Annotated in this window: 11 protein-coding genes; 5 read left to right on the plus strand and 6 right to left on the minus strand. The window is 65.9% G+C overall.

The window, feature by feature from the left end; translation table 11 throughout:
• Window positions 1-279 precede the first annotated feature (279 nt).
• Window positions 280-1,221 carry an acetamidase/formamidase family protein gene (locus tag QW881_RS14890; RefSeq protein WP_315759223.1) on the minus strand — a complete coding sequence of 314 codons (942 nt, stop codon included), beginning with the start codon at window positions 1,219-1,221 and terminating at the stop codon, window positions 280-282.
• 130 nt (window positions 1,222-1,351) lie between these two features.
• On the opposite strand from QW881_RS14890, the gene QW881_RS14895 reads away from it, so the two are divergent.
• Window positions 1,352-2,140, plus strand: a complete 789-nt coding sequence (locus tag QW881_RS14895) for a YdcF family protein (RefSeq protein WP_315759222.1) — start codon at window positions 1,352-1,354, stop codon at window positions 2,138-2,140.
• Here the strand turns inward: QW881_RS14895 and QW881_RS14900 are convergent.
• Window positions 2,137-3,984 (minus strand): tetratricopeptide repeat protein, encoded by a 1,848-nt coding sequence (locus QW881_RS14900; protein ID WP_315759221.1) that lies wholly within the window; start codon window positions 3,982-3,984, stop codon window positions 2,137-2,139. The two genes, QW881_RS14895 and QW881_RS14900, sit on opposite strands and share 4 nt — an antisense overlap.
• A gap of 186 nt (window positions 3,985-4,170) precedes the next feature.
• Here QW881_RS14900 and QW881_RS14905 point away from each other — a divergent pair, with 186 nt between their 5' ends.
• The 3 genes from QW881_RS14905 (at window position 4,171) to QW881_RS14915 (ending at window position 7,480) form a co-directional block, all read left to right on the plus strand.
• Complete coding sequence (locus QW881_RS14905; RefSeq protein ID WP_315759220.1) at window positions 4,171-4,956, plus strand: DUF169 domain-containing protein; 786 nt, start codon at window positions 4,171-4,173, stop codon at window positions 4,954-4,956.
• Window positions 4,957-5,083: 127 nt separating this feature from the next.
• Window positions 5,084-6,262, plus strand: a complete 1,179-nt coding sequence (locus QW881_RS14910) for a saccharopine dehydrogenase family protein (RefSeq protein WP_315759219.1) — start codon at window positions 5,084-5,086, stop codon at window positions 6,260-6,262.
• 39 nt (window positions 6,263-6,301) lie between these two features.
• Window positions 6,302-7,480 carry a saccharopine dehydrogenase family protein gene (locus QW881_RS14915; RefSeq protein ID WP_315759218.1) on the plus strand — a complete coding sequence of 393 codons (1,179 nt, stop codon included), beginning with the start codon at window positions 6,302-6,304 and terminating at the stop codon, window positions 7,478-7,480.
• Here QW881_RS14915 and QW881_RS14920 read toward each other — a convergent pair.
• The 3 genes from QW881_RS14920 to QW881_RS14930 form a co-directional block, all read right to left on the minus strand.
• On the minus strand, window positions 7,477-8,751 hold the full coding sequence (locus tag QW881_RS14920) for an O-antigen ligase family protein (protein ID WP_315759217.1): 1,275 nt from the start codon (window positions 8,749-8,751) through the stop codon (window positions 7,477-7,479). The genes QW881_RS14915 and QW881_RS14920 overlap by 4 nt on opposite strands.
• Before the next feature lie 87 nt (window positions 8,752-8,838).
• Complete coding sequence (locus QW881_RS14925; RefSeq protein WP_315759216.1) at window positions 8,839-10,368, minus strand: undecaprenyl-phosphate glucose phosphotransferase; 1,530 nt, start codon at window positions 10,366-10,368, stop codon at window positions 8,839-8,841.
• Window positions 10,369-10,521: 153 nt separating this feature from the next.
• On the minus strand, window positions 10,522-11,655 hold the full coding sequence (locus tag QW881_RS14930; RefSeq protein WP_315759215.1) for a glycosyltransferase family 4 protein: 1,134 nt from the start codon (window positions 11,653-11,655) through the stop codon (window positions 10,522-10,524).
• Between the two features lie 365 nt (window positions 11,656-12,020).
• On the opposite strand from QW881_RS14930, the gene QW881_RS14935 reads away from it, so the two are divergent.
• Complete coding sequence (locus QW881_RS14935) at window positions 12,021-14,324, plus strand: lipopolysaccharide biosynthesis protein (RefSeq protein WP_315759214.1); 2,304 nt, start codon at window positions 12,021-12,023, stop codon at window positions 14,322-14,324.
• On the opposite strand, the gene QW881_RS14940 is transcribed toward QW881_RS14935, so the two are convergent.
• Window positions 14,321-15,565: a GNAT family N-acetyltransferase gene (locus tag QW881_RS14940; protein WP_315759213.1), complete on the minus strand. Its 1,245-nt coding sequence runs from the start codon at window positions 15,563-15,565 to the stop codon at window positions 14,321-14,323. The genes QW881_RS14935 and QW881_RS14940 overlap by 4 nt on opposite strands.
• Window positions 15,566-15,622 lie beyond the last annotated feature (57 nt).

Raw genomic sequence — 15,622 nt, forward strand, 5'->3', positions numbered from 1 at the left:
GGTACCTGCCGCCTGCATTTTTTCTCGCAGGCGGGCCGCAGGCGTCAGCCGACGCCTGGCCTTCCCTGCGCCCTCCGACCTTTCAGAGGGTGAGATGCTGCAACAGAGCTCGGGCATGACCTGCCGCGGGATTGCGGACGCTTGTCCCTGAGTTGCTCCGCTCTCGCCTCATTCTCCGTTGTCGTCCCGGGCCAAGCCACGACGCGTCAGCGGCGACGTGGCGCCGACCCGGGACCCATAACCCCAGGGAGCAGTTGGTTTGCGCAGATCTGACCATCGTCACCCGTGCACGACGGCCTTCGCGATCATGCAATGAATGCCCTTGGAGCCATTGACGGTCTGGGTCACCCGCAGATCGGCGGCGAGGCTGCACAGCGTGTAGGCGTCCTCGCGCGACAAATTGCGCTTCTCGCCCAGCAGCACGATCATGTCGCGCAGCGCCCGCACCACGCATTGGTCGAGGTCGGGGTCCATCGCCATCGTCATGTAGTGGGTGGCCGTCTCGGCGCGCGGATAGTCGAATTTGAGATCCTTGCGCACGGTGAGACGGAAACGGCCCTGCAGCGCGGTCTCGATCGCGGTGACGCAGACCTCGCCGTCGCCCTGCACGCCGTGGCCGTCGCCGCAGGAGAACAGCGCGCCCGGCACGAACACCGGCAGATACAGCTTGGCGCCCGGCCTAAGCTCCTTGTTGTCGAGATTGCCGCCCATCGCCCGCGGGATCAGCGATGTGATCCGGCCCCATGCCGACGGCGGCGCCACGCCCATCACGCCGAAGAACGGCGCCAGCGGCAGCTCCAGCCCCCACGGCATCTTGCCGACCATCCTGGTCTTGTCGAGTGGGATGTTCATCAACCGGCTCTCGTGGAAATCGTCGGGCAGGGTGCCGGCCAGCGGCCGGATGAAATTGTAGCCCCAGTCCTGCCGCAGCTGGACGTCGAGGATGTCGACCTCGAGCACGTCGCCGACCTCCGCGCCCTTGACCGCGATCGGGCCGGTCAGGATGTGGCCGGGCACCATGCGCTCGCTGCGGGCGTGGACGTCGAACAATTCCGGCGGCACGTGGAATTTGCTGGTGTCGGGCACCGCGTCGGGCCCGCCGCTGATCGAATCGATCGTGACCTCGTCACCGCTGTTGATCGTGAGCACCGGCTTCAGCCGGGATTCGAAGAAGCCCCAATGGCAGGTCTCGGGGCTCGCGTGCAGATGGTGATGGGCCATGGTCCTCTCATTCGTACCGGTTCGGGACCGAGCATAGCGCATCCGCTGGCCGCCGCAGAGAGATGGCGACGCATGGCGGCTGTCGTGTATGAGGGCGGCCGTGGCACCTCACCCCGCGCCGGAGCTCGCAATGTTCTTTGTCCTGTCGAAGACGCTCGGCCTGCTGGCGCTGCCGACCAATTTCATGATCGCGCTGGGCCTGCTCGGCGCCATCCTCATGCTGACCCGGTTTGCCGTGCTCGGCCGCAGGCTCGTGGTCTCTGCCATGCTGCTGCTGGCGATCGTGGGCCTGACGCCGCTCGGCAGCCTGATGCTCTATCCGCTGGAGAGCCGGTTTCCGAAATGGGACCCGGCGAGTGGCGCGCCGGACGGCATCATCGTGCTTGGCGGTCCCGTCGATTCCGACCTGTCGGTCATGTACGGCATGCCGGTGACGGTGGCGGGCGCCGACCGGGTGATCCAGGCAGCCGCGCTGGCGCGGCGCTACCCGAATGCGCGCATCCTGTTCACCGGCGGCAGCGCCAACCTGATCGCGACAGAGGCCAAGGAGGCCGATGTCGGCGCCGAGATCCTGCTCAGCCTCGGCGTGCCGAAGGAGCGGCTGTTGCTGGAGCGGCAGTCGCGCAACACCTACGAGAATGCGATCTTCTCGAAGGCGATGATCTCTCCGAAGCCGGGCGAGCGCTGGCTGCTGGTGACCTCGGCCTATCATATGCCGCGCTCGGTGGGGCTGTTCCGCAAGGCCGGCTTCCCGGTCGAGCCCTATCCGGTGGACTGGCGCGTCGGCCGCGTGCTCGACTTCGACGGCATCTCGCTGCTGGGACTGCGCCGCGCCGACATCGCCGTGCGCGAATGGGTCGGGCTCGTGGCCTACCGCCTGCGCGGCCGCATCGACGATCTGTTTCCGGGACCGGCCTAGGCAATCGTCTTGCTGAAGCCCGCCGCCTTTGCCGCCAGCTCGCCGCGCACGCGCTCGACGACCGGCTCGTAGCGGCAGCTCGCGTCCTGCCGGAACAGCCGCGCGCTCGGATACCACGGGCTGTCGTCGCGATCGTGCAGCCAGCGCCAGTCGGCGAGATGGGGCAGCATGACCCAGGTCGGACGTCCCAGTGTGGCGGCGAGATGCGCGACGCTGGTGCACACGGTGACGACGACGTCGAGGCAGGAGATCAGCGCCGCGGTCTCGACGAAGTCGGTCAACTCGACGGTGAGGTCGCGGATGCCGCTCTGCTGCGCCAGCACCGCCTTGTCGGCTGGCCGCAGCTCTTTTTGCAGGCTGATGAAATCCGCCCCGAGATCGAGCAGCGGCAGCAGGGTCGCAAGCGGCATCGAGCGGTTGCGATCGTTGCCCTGATGCGGATTGCCGGACCAGACGAGGCCGACCCGCAGCCGGTCATGCGCTCCGAGCCGCCGCTCCCAGGCCGCGATGCGCTCGGCCGGCAGTGGCGGGAGATAGCTTGGCGGTGGAATGGTATCGAGCGTGGTGCCGAAGGCCAGCGGCAGGCTCATCACCGGGCAGTGCATGTCGAAGACCGGCCGCTGCAGGTCCGGCGCGTAGGCGAGGCATTGCGTCACACCGTCGATGCCGGCCATCAGCGGCCGCAGCGCCTCGCGCACCACCAGGATCACCTTGGCGCCGCGCGCGGCGACCATCGGCACGTAGCGGGCGAACTGGATGGTGTCGCCGAAACCCTCGTCCTCCTCGATCAGGATGGTCTTGCCGGCGATGTCCTCGTGGCCCAGCCATTTGGACTCGGCAAAGCGCGGATAGTCGATCGAGAAATCCGGCATGGCCCAGCGCGCCTCGCGCCGGGCCCAGCCGGAGACGAAGTCGCCGCACTGCAGCTCGATATGTGCGAGCTGCCACGCCGCCTTGGGATGATCGGGGACGAGCGCGAGAATCTGCCGGTAGACGGCAGCAGCATCCTCGAAACGCAGGAGCTGCAGCAGCGCAAAACCCTTGTTGAGCAGCACCTCGACGAAGTCCGGCCGCAACGCCAGGGCCTGATCGAACCACGGCAGCGCCTCCGCGCTGCGGCCGAGACAGACAAAGGCATCACCGAGATTGTTGCAGACCATCGGCTCGGTCGGCGCCAGCGCATGCGCGCGTTCGCAATCGGCCAGATAGTCGTCGTAGAGCTTGAGCTCGCGAACGCACCGGGCGCGCATCTGCAGCGACTGCAGGTCGTCGGGCTGCTGCGTCAGGCAGACGCCGAAGGCCCGCACCGCCTCCTCGTAGCGCTGCTGCTGATGCAGCAGCAGGCCGCTCTGGAACGCAGCCTCACGGTGGGCGGGATCGATCGTCAGCGCGTGCTGATAGCTCAGCAGCGCCTCGGCGCCGCGGTCGAGCGCCAGCAGCACGCCGCCCATATGCTTCCACAATTCGGCCTCATCGGGCTTGAGCTGGATCGCCTTGTCGAACACCGCGAGTGCGTCGTCGAGCCGGCCCATCTGCTTCAGGGTGAAGCCGAGGCTGGTGAGATAGTCGATCTTCGGCGTTTGCCGGATCGCGCGCGAGAACCACGCCACGGCGTGGTCGTGCTGACCGGTCTGCAGTGCGATGATGCCCATCAGCGCGAGGCTGTCGGCGTGGTTCGGGGCGGCCGCCAGCGCCTGCTCGCAGCAGACCTGCGCATCGAGCAGACGACCTCCGCCGAGGTGATGCAGTCCCGCCTCGTAGAGCGCGGCCGGCGACAGCACCGGCGCTCCGCCGAGGCCAGCCTTCGCGCTTGTCGCGCCATCTTTCCGGTCGCGCTGGCTCATCGCGGGGCCCTGTCCGAGGATCAAAAATTCATAAGTGATTCTAGGGACATCGAGAAGGATCATGGTGTGGCGTGCGAGCCCGGCGCGCAGAAATACTGGCCTCGGCCGGTGCAAGGCATTAACAAGCGCCCGACATCGAACGCACGGATCGCGCCATCCGATGGGTGCGGCAGAGGGGAACGCCACATGCAACAGCCGAGCGCGCCGGACAGGTTGGATCTGGCGGCCATGGTCGCCGATCTCAACAGCCTGCTGCGGCTGAAGACGACCGTGATCGGCATCAAAATGTTCGCCCGCGTCGAGGACATGGCAGCGATCGAGAAGATCCGCCGTCCCAACGCGGTGCACACCACCGACCAGATCGTCAGCATGGCCTCGCGGCTTGGCTGGACAGTCGGCATCACCGGAGATGATCTGGTCGGCGCGCAGTGCCGCGCCGTGATCGGGTTCGGCCCGCAGGACGACACCTGGCTCGAGGGTGCGAACTATGTCGACGTCTGGCACGGCACCGCCGAAGATGCGCGCAAGCGACAGGAGGCGCTGGATGTCGTGCCGTTCGGCCGCTACCAGGCGATGGCGGTGAGCCCGCTGTCGAGCGGCCGGCTCGATCCGCCTGACATCTGCCTCGTCTATGCGACGCCGGGACAGATGATCATCCTGATCAACGGCCTGCAATATACAGGCTACAAGAAGTTCGAATGGGGCGTCGTCGGCGAAACCGCCTGCGCCGACTCCTGGGGCCGCGCGCTGAAGACCGGCGAGCCGAGCCTGTCGCTGCCCTGCTTCGCCGAGCGCCGCTATGGCGGTGTGCCGGATGAAGAGATGCTGATGGCGCTCAAGCCGGCCGATCTCGCCAAGGCGATCACCGGCATGAAACAGCTCGCCAAGAACGGCCTGCGCTACCCGATCGCGCCCTATGGGATCCAGAACGATGTCCGCGCCGGCATGAGCGTGTCGTATGGGAAGAAATAGGTGATCGTCATTGCGACCGCAGCGAAGCAATCCAGAGTCTTTCTGCAGAGACAGTCTGGATTGCTTCGTCGCAAACGCTCCTCGCAATGACGGAGCAACTGATTTGTAGCAGATCTAGGGAACAAGAATGACGTCATCCAAATTCGACATCATCGTCTATGGCGCCACCGGCTTCACCGGTCAGCTCGTCGCCGAATACCTGACCACGCAATATCGCGGCGACAGCTCGCTGCGCTGGGCGATGGCCGGCCGCAGCCTCGACAAGCTCGCGGCCGTGCGCGATGCGATCGGCGCGCCCGCGGAGACGCCGCTGATTGCGGCCGATGCCTCAGATCCCGCGTCACTGCAGGCGATGGTGGCGCAGACTAGGCTGGTGCTGACCACCGTCGGTCCCTATCAGCTCTACGGCAACGAGCTCGTCGCGGCCTGCGCCGAAGCCGGCACCGACTACGTCGATCTGTGCGGCGAGCCGGTGTGGATGCGGCAGATGATCGACAAGCATCAGGCCACCGCCGAGAACAGCGGCGCGCGCATCGTGTTCTCCTGCGGCTTCGATTCCGTGCCGTTCGAGCTCGGCGTCTACTTCGTGCAGCAGCAGGCCAAGAAGGTGCTCGGCGCCGCAGCGTCGCGCGTGAAGGGCCGCGTCCGCGGCATGAGCGGCACGCTCTCGGGCGGCACCGCCGCGAGCGCCAAGGCGACCTTCGATGCGGTCGCCAGGGATCTGAGCCTGGTATCGATCCTCAAGGACTCATTCGCCCTGACGCCCGGCTTCAAGGGCCCGAAGCAGCCGTCCGGTAACAAGCCCGTCTATGAGGAGGATCTGCAGTCCTGGACGGCACCGTTCATGATGGCGTTGATCAACACCCGCAACGTCCACCGCTCCAACATGCTGATGGGTTTTCCCTACGGTCAGGATTTCGTCTACGACGAAATGGTGCTGACCGGGCCGGGCGAGAAGGGCGAGGCCAACGCCAAGAAGGTGATGGCGGCAAATGCCGAGAAAACCGGCCCCAACGCGCCGAAGCCGGGCGAGGGTCCCTCGAAGGAGGAACGCGAGAACGGCTACTACAATCTTCTCTTCGTCGCGATCGCCCCCGACGGCCGCCAGGTCCGCGCATCCGTGAAGGGCAACCGCGATCCCGGCTACGGTTCGACCTCGAAGATGATCAGTGAATGCGCCGTCGGCCTGCTACGCGACGGTGCCGGCGTGAAAGGCGGGTTCTGGACCCCGGGCGCCGCGCTCGGTGACAGCTTGATCAAGCGGCTGGTCGACCACGCCGGCCTGACGTTCGCGGTGGAGGGCTAAGAGCGGTGGAACCCATCCGCCGTGGTCCAGAGAGCAACGATGACGTCGGCTAAATTCGACATCGTCGTTTATGGTGCAACCGGCTTCACCGGCCAACTCGTGGCCGAGTATCTCGCTGCGCGCGATAGCGGCGAAGCCAAGCTGACCTGGGCCATGGCTGGGCGCAGCCGCGACAAGCTCGCCAAGGTGCGCGATGCGGTCGGAGCGCCGCCTGATCTGCCGCTGATCGTGGCCGATTCCAGCGATCCCGGCTCCATTCGCACGATGGTCGAGCAGGCTAGACTGGTGTTGACTACGGTCGGACCCTATCAGCTCTACGGGGCCGATGTGCTCGCCGCCTGCGTCGCTGCGGGGACCGATTATGTCGATCTCTGTGGCGAGCCGCTGTGGATGCGCCAGATGATCGGGAGGCATCGAGGTGAGGCGGAGCACAGCGGCGCAAGAATCCTGTTCTCGTGTGGCTTCGACTCGGTGCCGTTCGAGCTCGGCGTGCTGTTCGTGCAGCAGCAGGCAAAACAGGTGCTAGGTGCGCCACAGCCGCGCGTGAAGGGGCGCATTCGCGGCATGAGCGGCTCGCTGTCGGGCGGCACTTCGGCGAGCGCCAAGGCAACAGCGGCGGCATTGACTGCCGATTTGAGCCTTGTGGCGATCATGAAGGACCCGTTCGCGCTGACGCCGGGATTCACCGGCCCGAAGCAGCCACCGGCCAACCGACCGATCTATGAGGAGGATCTCCAGTCTTGGGCCGCGCCGTTTGCAATGGCGCTGGTCAACACACGCAACGTCCATCGTGCCAATGTGCTGATGGGTTTTCCGTACGGGCAGGACTTTGTCTACGACGAAATGGTGCTGACGGGCGATGGAGAGGAAGGCCAAGCCAACGCCAAGTTGGTCATGGCGGCAAATGCCGAGAAGACCGGCCCGAATGCGCCCAAGGTCGGGGAGGGGCCCTCGAAGGAGATGCGGGACAACGGATACTTCGACCTACTGTACGTCGCAGTGTCTCCCGACGGACGGCGCGTTTGTGCGTCGGTGAAAGGGAAGGGCGATCCCGGCTACGGTCTGACGGCGAGGATGATCAGCGAATGCGCCATCGGCCTGCAGCGCGATGGTACCGTTGTGAAGGGCGGTTTCTGGACGCCCGGCGCCGCGCTCGGCGACAGCTTGATCAAGCGGCTGGTCGACCACGCCGGCCTGACGTTCACGGTGGAGGATTAGTAAGCTGCGATGTGCGGGCCGATCCCTGCGGATCGGTTCGCCTCGGCCTGATAGGCGCGCGTGGCGGTGATCATGCCCCACATCGTGCCGAGCATCAGGAAGAAATGCCGCCAGTGGTCGGTGTCGATGATGAAGCTTTCGCCGACCGTGCCGAGGAATGCTGCGAAGATTGCGATGTAGGTGCGCTGCCAGGGCACGCGCACGAACAGATAGCGGAAGCCGAGAATGACGGTGGTGAAGACCAGAGCGGGATAGCAGATGCCGGACAGCCAGCCGCCCGACATGAACGCGTTCAGATAGGAGTTGTGGGTGTCCTCGGGGAAGTAGTTGTGGAACTGCAGCGGCCCGATCCCGAACGGCAGGTCGAGCGCCATGTCGGCGCCGAGAATGTGGCGTCCGAAGCGTCCGAACCGGCCCTCGTCATAGCTCTGGTCGAAGCTTGCCCGCTGCTTGAACATGTCGGCGATGGAATCGATGGAGAGCAGAACGCCGATCAGGACGATGCCGGCCACGGCGGCCGCCAACGTCATGAAGATGATGCGGGAGCGCTCGCCCCGCGTCTGGCTGGTGAGCACCATCATCGCCAGCATGAAGGCGGCGGTGAGGACGAGGCCGCCCCAGGCCGCGCGCGAGAAGGCGAGCAGGATGGCGAGCGCCATCACGCCGAGCGCAAAGCTGGCGCGCAAGGTCGCGGCGAAGCGGGCGGTCACGACGTTCTGCAGCGCGAGCAGCGCCGGCAGGATCAGGAACGCGCCGAGCACGTTCGGGTCCTTGAAGGTGCCGCGCGCACGGCCATACAGGGTGAGGAGATCGTATCCACCCGGCACCAGATGGAAATAGCCGGCGACGCCCGCGAGGGCTGCGATCGCGCCGCCCATCACGAGACCGCGGCGGAGCATGTCGAGCCGCGCTTCTGTGTCGTCCGACGTCAGCATGGCGATGAAGATCGCCGTGAAGGCCATGTACCAGGAGGTGGCGATCCAGGTCGCGATCTTGGAATCGTCGAGCAGCGGTATGGCGCTGATCGTGTAGCCGAGATTGACCAGGACCAGCAACAGCAGGAGCGGCAGGAAGACGAGGCGCAGCCTCATGCCGGTCGCGAAGAACACCGCGGCGGAGGCGAGCGTGACGAGCTCATAGGGGCTCGGTTCGATGAACACGATGGCGCCGGAGACCCCGACCAGCCAGACCAGCGCACGCTGCAGGGCGACGACGCCCGGAGGGGCGATCGGCCTCGATGCGAACTCTCCGGCTGCCGCCGTCATGGCCATCGCGAACTCACACTCATACGCAACGCATGGCGGGATCGGCCAGACACACGCGCGAAGCGGCCGTTTGCCCGCTCCGGATCCCCGATATCAATAGGCGTTCTCGCTCTTGGTCATCAGCGCCAGCGGCGTCTTGAGCAGGATGTAGAGGTCGAACAGCACGGACCAGTTCTCGATGTAGTAGAGATCGAACTCGACCCGCTTCTGGATCTTCTCCTGGTTGTCGATCTCGCCGCGCCAGCCGTTGATCTGCGCCCAGCCGGTGATGCCGGGCTTGACGCGGTGGCGGGCGAAATAGCCGTCGACGGCCTCGTCGAACATCCGGTTCTGCAATTTGCCCTGCACGGCGTGCGGCCGCGGACCGACCAGCGAGAGGTTGCCCTTGAACACCACGTTGAACAGTTGCGGCAGCTCATCGAGGCTGGTCTTGCGAATGAAGCGGCCGACGCGGGTCACGCGCGGATCGTTCTTGGTGACGACCTTGGACGCCGTGGGGTCGGCCTGGTGGTGATAGAGCGAACGGAACTTGAAGACGTCGATGCGCTCGTTGTTGAAGCCGAACCGCTTCTGCCGGAACAGCACCGGCCCCGGGCTGTCGAGCTTGATCGCGAGCGCGACCAGCGCCATCACCGGAAGCGCGAGCAGCAGGATGAGGCCGCCGACCAGCCGGTCGAACAGCATCTTCATCACCAGGTCCCAGTCGGTGATGGGGGCCTCGAACACATCGAGCGTCGGGACCGCGCCCAGATAGGAGTAGGAGCGCGGCCGGAAGCGCAGCTTGTTGGTATGGGCCGAAAGGCGAATGTCGACCGGCAGCACCCACAGCTTTTTCAGCATGTCCAGGATGCGGGTTTCCGCCGAGATCGGCAGCGCGAACAGCACCAGGTCTACGCGGGTTCTGCGCGCGAACTCGACGATATCATCGACCTTGCCGAGCTTCGGCACGCCAGCGCAGGTCTCGAGCGCGCGGGAGTCGTTGCGGTCATCGAACACGCCGAGGATCTCGATCTCGGAGTCGTCCTGCGCCTTCAGGGCACGCACCAAGTCCTCGCCGCTCTGGTCGGCGCCGACGATGATGGTCCGGCGATCGAGGCGTCCTTGTCTGGCCCAGCTGCGGATGAGGTTGCGCAGCACGACGCGGCTCGCGATCAACGCGCCGAGCCCCACGAAGAAGAACGCGGCGAGCCAGAGACGGGAGACTTCGTTGCCGATCTTGGCGAAGAAGGAGAGTCCGATGAACAGCAGGAAGACGAAGCAGTAGGACGAGATCATCCGGGTCATCTGCCGCACCTGGGCGCGGAAGACCTGGATTTGGTAGATGTCGGCGGCCTGGAAGCACACCACCGTGGTCACGGCCAGGCCGAGAATGGCAACGAGATACTCCCAATGGAAGCCGCTGAGCGGAACCACGTAGCCGAAATAGATGACGCTGCCGACGACGCTCAGCAGCACGAAATCGGTGATGCGAACGATGCCGGCGAGAACGATTGGAGAGTAGGCGCGGTGAACCTTCTGATTGGCGACCGCGAGAGCCGCCGGCGACAGGCGGCGACGCCGTTCAACGGCCGGCTTGCCTGCCGCGGCCGTCGATGCGGCCGTGGCCGCAGCAGCATCCAACATCGAGCGAGCGTTGATCGGTTCCACAGTCGTACAAGCCCGGATTATGTTTGTTAGTATTTGTGGTCATGTAAGCGCTGATAGCGCCGGGGGAAATTCCCCACCGGCGGGATTAAGGGCCAAATCGGAAGAAACGGTTAGCGATGGTAAATGACGTCAGGTCTTGGTAAACGCCTCGCGGTAACTGTCGAGCACGCCCTCGACCATCGCCTTCTGCGAGAAATGCTGGAAGATCCGCTCGCGCAGCGCCTTGGCGCGCAGTTGCGCGGTAGCCGGATCGTCCAGTGCGGCTGCAATGGCGTCGGCCAGCGCGGTCGCGTTGCCTGGCATGAACATCGCGTCGTCGTGCGCTCCGAAGATCTCGGGGATGCCGCCGACCCTCGCCGCGATCATCGGAACCCCAGCGGCTCCCGCCTCGATCACGACATAAGGCATGGAATCGCCACGCGAGGGAACGACGAGCAGTCGTCCCTTGGAAAATCCGTCGCGGGCCTTCACATGGCCGATGAAACGCACCGCGGCCGCAAGACCGAGGCGTTCGACCTGAGCTTTGAGCTTCGACATCTCCTCGCCGTCGCCGCCCAAGGTCAGCGTCAGCGGCCGGCCACGGGAGCGCAACTGCGCGACAGCGTCAATCAGCAGATCCGTGCCCTTGATGTGCCTGAACTCGCCGACATAAGCCAGGTCGGTCTGGTCCTGGGCCGGCGTGACCGGGTCGAATTCGCCTGCGGTGACGCCGTTGAAGACGCAATTCACCAATCCGTTGGGATGGCCGATCATGCGCTCATAGGTATCGCGGGCGAAGGCGCTCTCGAACAGGAAGAGATCCGTCCGGTTCATCAGCGCACGTTCAAGCCGGCCGTACAGCGCGCCTTTGAGCGTGTCGAGCGGGTAGTGCAGCGAGCCGCCGTGAGGCGTGTAGATGCGGATCGTTCCTGGCCGATGCGGCAGCAGGCGTACGAACGCGCCGGCTTTGGCGCCGTGGCCGTGCAGCACGTCGGGGGCGAGCGCGCGGGAGAGGCGATGGAACCGGCGGAGTGCCAGAATGTCGCTCGGCCAAGGCTCCCGATGGATGGGAATGCGGTGCACGCCGAGTGTCAGGCGAGGCGCGATCTGGGCCAGCGCGGCATCGGCGCGTTCGCCGCCGGTCAGGCTGTCCGCGATGATGCCCACGTCATGCCCGCGATCGACCTGGCCGTTGGCAAGGTCGAGGATGTGCCGAAAGATGCCGCCGACGGGAGCTCTGACCGCGTGAAGGATTTTGAGAGGTTTGTTCTGCGACGGTGCCATGTCGAACTCGCCCGCGCCCTCGGCTTGCGCTTGGTTTTGCCAGGCGCCGCTGCGCGAGCTGATCTGACGACTGGCGGATAGCGGAAGCACGGGCGCCTCTCGTCGCTGAATATCGATAGCTCCAACCTCGATAGAGGCTTGATGGTTAACAAAGTCTCACTTGTCGTCACTGCCAGGCAAGCTCGCACCAGCATTGTGACGATCTGGCGCAAGCTCCACGTGTTGCGAGCAGCATATGGCGAAGGATGACGATTGTTCGATAGGGCGAGGTTGCAGGCGCTCCGGTTAACCCGTCAGCAACCTTAATAGAGTGTAATTGTACCACGTATGGTGGCGGCGTGGCGCGGGTCTCGCGGGAGTGGATGATGCGGTTGGCGTTCTGGCGTGCCGGCAAGAAGACACAGGTTGACGGAGCCTCCGCCCGACCTGTGACAGGCTCGCCGTCGTCGGCGGAGCCCGGCCCGGCCGGCGATCTCGACATCCGGCTGGTCGGTCGTGCCCTGGCGCGAAAGCGTGGCTTCATCCTTCTGCCCACGCTGCTCGCTCTCGTTCTGTCGATTGCCGCAGTCAACATGATCACACCGCGCTACAAGTCCGAAGCGCGGATTCTGATCGACGGCCGCGAGAACGTATTCGTGCGGCCGAACGGGGAGCGCACCGAAGAGCGGACGGCACTCGATGCCGAGGCGGTCACGAGCCAGGTACAACTGGTCCTGTCGCGCGATCTGGCCCGCGACATCATCAGGAAGAACAAGCTGGGCGAGCTGCCGGAGTTCGATCCTGTGCTGCGGGGCGTGTCGCCGCTGAAGTCGGTCGCGGCGATGATCGGCCTCGTGAAAGATCCGCTCGCCATGACGCCGGACGAGCGCGTCATGGACGCCTATTACGAGCGCTTGACCGTTTACGCCGTGGACAAATCGCGTGTCCTCGTCGTCGAGTTCCAGTCGCAGGATCCGGCGCTTGCGGCGCAGGTCGCGAATTCGATCGCGGATGGCTATCTCGTAGTTCAGCAGAATGCCCGCCAGGCGCAGGCGAAATCGGCCAGCCAATGGCTCTCTGGGGAGATCCAGGGGCTGCGCAAGAAGGTCGAGGAGGCGGAGTCGCGGGTCGAGGAGTTCCGCGCCAAGTCGAATTCGTTCATGGGGACCAACAACACGTCGCTGTCCAACCAGCAGATGGGCGAGGTCAACACCCAGCTCAACAATGCGCGCGCCTTGAAATCGGATGCCGAGACCAAGGCACGGCTGATCCGGGAGATGCTGCAGAGCGGCCAGCCGATCGAGGCGTCCGAGGTGGTCAACTCCGAGCTGATGCGCCGGCTGTCCGAGCAGCGCGTAAGTCTGCGCGCGCAGCTCGCGGAGCAGTCGTCGACGCTGCTCGACAATCACCCGCGCATCAAGGAGCTGAAAGCGCAACTGGCTGATCTCGACCGCCAGATCCGCGACGAGGCCGGCAAGATCTCGCGTTCGCTCGACAGCGACGCGCGAATCGCCGACGGGCGGGTGCAGATGCTGAGCCAGAGCCTCGATCAGGCCAAGAAGCAGGCCACCTCCACCAATGGCCTCGATGTCCAGCTGCGGGCGCTGGAGCGCGATGCCAAGTCGCAGCGCGACCTGCTGGAATCGTATCTCGCCAAGTACCGCGAGGCGAACACCCGTGAGTCGCTCGACACCCCGCCCGCGGATGGGCGGATCATCTCGCGGGCGGTGCTGTCCAACACGCCGGCGTACCCGAAGAAGCTGCCGATCGTGCTGATCGCCACATTGGCGACCTTGATGCTGACCTCGGGCGTGGTCATCACCGGCGAGCTGCTGCGCCTCACGGCTCCGCGTGCGGTGGGCCCAGCCGTCCCGGCCATGAGCAGCATGGCCGACGTCATGGTGCTCGCGGCGCGGGTCGAGCCGATGATCGCCCCGCGTACGGTCTCCGCATCGCCGGCCGTTGCACCACCTTCGACGCCGGCGCCGGTTGAGGCCGCGCGTCCGGCTTCGATACCGCCGCCCCCCACGGCCATGCAGCCAGCCGAGGCGCCGTCGGCCGAGCCGGTGAAGCCGGCGCCGCCGCCGATGAACGAGTTCGAGCAGCTCGCATCCGATCTGCTTGCCGCGGGCGAGGGCGCCCGCAAGGTCACCGTGCTCGGTACGGCCGGCGGCGAGGCCGTCACGTCCACCGCGCTCGCGATCGCCCGCACCATGGCAGCGCAGACGCGCGTGGTGCTGGTCGACCTCGCCGGCAGCCCGCAACTGCTTGCAGGCGTCTCGGTCGATCCGGCCGCGCCCGGCCTCATCGAGCTGATGCTGGGTGAGGCATCGTTTGCGTCCATCATCACCAAGGACCAGGCCTCGCGGCTGCATCTGGTCAACGCCGGCCGCCCCGGCGCCGACCGCAGCCAACTGCAATCGCCGCGGCTCGCGCTCGCGATCGATGCGCTGTTGCGCGTCTACGACCACGTGCTGCTCGACGCCGGCAACGCCTCCGACCTGCCGGCCGAGCTTTTGACCGCGGGCGCGCGCGCCATTGTCGTGCCCGATCCCAACATGCCTGCCGAGGCGCGCAGCCAGATGAGCGAGCAGCTGCGCGAGGTCGGCTTCGGCGCCGTCACCATGCTGAAGGCACCGGCCGGAGGCGCCAACCGCAACCAGCCGGGGCCGCGCGGCGTCGCCGCCTAATCTCCGGCCTTCTCGTCGGCCTTTTCGTCCACCTGGGCGGCGCCGCTACGCGCTTGCAGCGCGCCGCGCAGCTGCTGTGCCAGACGGAACAGGGCAGGGCTGTGCTTGACGGCATGCTTGGCCCGTCCGACCGCAGCCATCGTCGTTGCGGCGACGCGGCCCCGCGCGGTCAACGGCATGAAGCTGTCGAAGATCGGCTCGTCATCCTTGCAGAACATCCGCTTGTAGTCGTCAGATCCGATGCCGAGATCGAGGGCGCGAAAATCCTCTCGCGCGTAATGATCGATGATCGAGCGCATCAGGATCAGCCCGGGGCTCCAGCGCGCATTCTCCGACAGCGTGTAGGTGTTGAACATCATCGAGAAGCGCGCCCCGTCGGCTACGCCGGCAAACAATGCGATGATCTCGGCATCGCAGCGCAGCGCGTGGATATCGATGGCGCGATGCCCGCAGTCGAGTTTTGCCATGCAGGCGCTTCGCACGAAGGCCGCGACGCCGGGCTCGGCAAATACGTTCGGCAGCCTCTGCTCGGCCATGCGGACCGGCTTGGTGCGGAAGAACCAGTCGAGCAGCTCGGCGATCTCGGCGTCGCTGCTCGCGACCATGTAGCGATAGCCGGGCAGCGCCTGCAGCTTCTTTTCCTTGCTCTTCAGCCGCTTTCGGAACGAATTCGACAACAGCGCCGTCGGTGCGGCCCCCGGCGGCATCAGCAGGACCGGACAGTCGTTCACCGACGACTGGTGCGGCCATTGCGCCAGCGGATTGGCGAGATCGCGCCAGCGCTGCGGCTGCTGGGTCAAGGCGAGCACGTCGACACCGCCGCGGTCGCGCAACCCTGCGAGCAGGACGTCGAGATCGCCGGCGCTGGCGCGCGTGGCGAATTCGCGATCCATCAGCGGCATGTTGAACGTCGTATGCTTGCCGCCCATGAAGGTGGCGATGCGGACGCCGCAGGCGTGCCGCAACGTCAGCGGCAGCAGCAGCAGCGGGCGTTGCTCGGCATCACGCCCGACGACGATGAAAGGCGTCGCATGCTCGCGCGCGCCGACGTCGCGCTGCCATGCGCCGAGCAGGTCGAAGCGTTGGTAGGGCGTCGAGACATGTTCGGGGACTTCGAGCGCGCGCCAGACCGGCTCGGCGGCAGCCAGATCGGACACGATGTCGACCCGCGCGAGCCCCGAAGGCAGTCGCCGCGCGGGCGCCTGCGCCGTCCGGCTCTCGATCACGGCGGCCATGGTCATCGCGCAGCTCGCGTTGTCGTGGAAATTTGTTGCTTGACGTCGGGAGACCCTCGCAAA

The sequence above is a fragment of the Bradyrhizobium sp. SZCCHNS3016 genome (assembly GCF_032484535.1).
Classification (GTDB): Bacteria; Pseudomonadota; Alphaproteobacteria; order Rhizobiales; family Xanthobacteraceae; genus Bradyrhizobium.

Coding starts and splice junctions, on each gene's coding strand:
- QW881_RS14890 (WP_315759223.1), bottom strand. CDS start 1,221: ATGGCCCATCACCATCTGCACGCGAGCCCCGAGACCTGCCATTGGGGC.
- QW881_RS14895 (WP_315759222.1), top strand. CDS start 1,352: ATGTTCTTTGTCCTGTCGAAGACGCTCGGCCTGCTGGCGCTGCCGACC.
- QW881_RS14900 (WP_315759221.1), bottom strand. CDS start 3,984: ATGAGCCAGCGCGACCGGAAAGATGGCGCGACAAGCGCGAAGGCTGGC.
- QW881_RS14905 (WP_315759220.1), top strand. CDS start 4,171: ATGCAACAGCCGAGCGCGCCGGACAGGTTGGATCTGGCGGCCATGGTC.
- QW881_RS14910 (WP_315759219.1), top strand. CDS start 5,084: ATGACGTCATCCAAATTCGACATCATCGTCTATGGCGCCACCGGCTTC.
- QW881_RS14915 (WP_315759218.1), top strand. CDS start 6,302: ATGACGTCGGCTAAATTCGACATCGTCGTTTATGGTGCAACCGGCTTC.
- QW881_RS14920 (WP_315759217.1), bottom strand. CDS start 8,751: ATGGCCATGACGGCGGCAGCCGGAGAGTTCGCATCGAGGCCGATCGCC.
- QW881_RS14925 (WP_315759216.1), bottom strand. CDS start 10,368: ATGTTGGATGCTGCTGCGGCCACGGCCGCATCGACGGCCGCGGCAGGC.
- QW881_RS14930 (WP_315759215.1), bottom strand. CDS start 11,655: ATGGCACCGTCGCAGAACAAACCTCTCAAAATCCTTCACGCGGTCAGA.
- QW881_RS14935 (WP_315759214.1), top strand. CDS start 12,021: ATGCGGTTGGCGTTCTGGCGTGCCGGCAAGAAGACACAGGTTGACGGA.
- QW881_RS14940 (WP_315759213.1), bottom strand. CDS start 15,565: ATGACCATGGCCGCCGTGATCGAGAGCCGGACGGCGCAGGCGCCCGCG.